Origin of the sequence: Zobellella iuensis (assembly GCF_016746085.1) — a bacterium.
GTDB lineage: Bacteria > Pseudomonadota > Gammaproteobacteria > Enterobacterales > Aeromonadaceae > Oceanimonas > Oceanimonas iuensis.
This window is the reverse complement of record NZ_JAERTZ010000003.1, coordinates 1-1,053: the sequence shown is the minus strand read 5'-3', so window position 1 is coordinate 1,053 and position 1,053 is coordinate 1. Positions and strand designations below refer to the sequence as shown.

Below are 1,053 nucleotides of genomic sequence, written 5' to 3'. Positions count from 1 at the left end.
GGCCCCCCGCCTCATTGCCAACCTCGAAGAGTATCAGGAAGCCAGTTGAATGGACTTCGCATTACAAGGGTGAGGCTGCATCAAGTGCGAGGTCGGGGAACCGGTACCTATTGTCTAACAGAACTGCTCGTAAAGGGAAGAGATGGGAATGAGTGTCTTTGTAGGTATCGATATTGCTGCCAAAACATGTGATGTCGTGTTCAGAAAAAACGGCAAGGCGTCAAAAGTCGAGCAGTTCAAACAAACACCACAAGAGCATGCCAAGGTTATCCAACGCCTTAAGGCGCTATCCCCTTCTCTCATCGTGATGGAAGCAACCGGGATTTACTACTTTGACCTGGCGGTCGCCCTGGTGCAGGCCGGGCTGCCGGTGGCCGTCATCAACCCGAAGAGCTTTCACCACTTTGCCACCCTCAAGCTCACGGGCAGCAAGACCGATGGCATCGATGCCGCGCTCCTGGCCGAGTACGGTGAGCGGATGGCGCCGCGACGCTGGACTCCGCCGGATGATAGCTGTCTGGCGCTGCGTGATATTGGCAGACAAATCAACCGCTTGAAGGGCTCCCGGACACAGGCTAAAAACCGCCTGCATGCCTTGCAGTCCAAGCAATCGACGATGCCGATGCTGATTGAAGACGAGCAAGAAGGCATCGACATGCTGGATAAACGGATTGAGCGGTTAACGCAGGCGGCCTGCACCCTGATTGCCGGCTCAGAGACGTTATCCCGGCACCTGGACAACATGTGCACCGCCAAAGGGGTCGGCATGGCAACGGCGCTGGTGATACTGGCGGAGCTCTGTGTGCTCCCTTCCGACCTGAAGGCCCCCCAGGTCAGCCGCTTTGCCGGGCTGGACGTTCGTTTAACGCAGTCGGGCAGCAGTATCAATCGGCCGGCACGGCTCAGCAAGGCGGGCAATGCCTATCTGCGAGCAGCGTTGTACATGCCCGCGATGAGCGCGGCACAGCATGACCCGAGAGCGAAGGCGTTTTACAACGCCCTGGTAGCGCGAGGGAAGAAAAAGATCCAGGCCCAATGTGCGGTGATGCGGAA

The 1,053-nt window shown here is 57.7% G+C and carries 1 protein-coding gene; it reads left to right on the top strand.

Going from position 1 to position 1,053, the window contains the following annotated elements; all coding sequences use genetic code 11:
- Positions 1–148: 148 nt before the first annotated feature.
- The coding region (locus tag JKV55_RS01690) for an IS110 family RNA-guided transposase (protein ID WP_202082018.1) at positions 149–1,053 on the top strand (905 nt) is incomplete at its 3' end.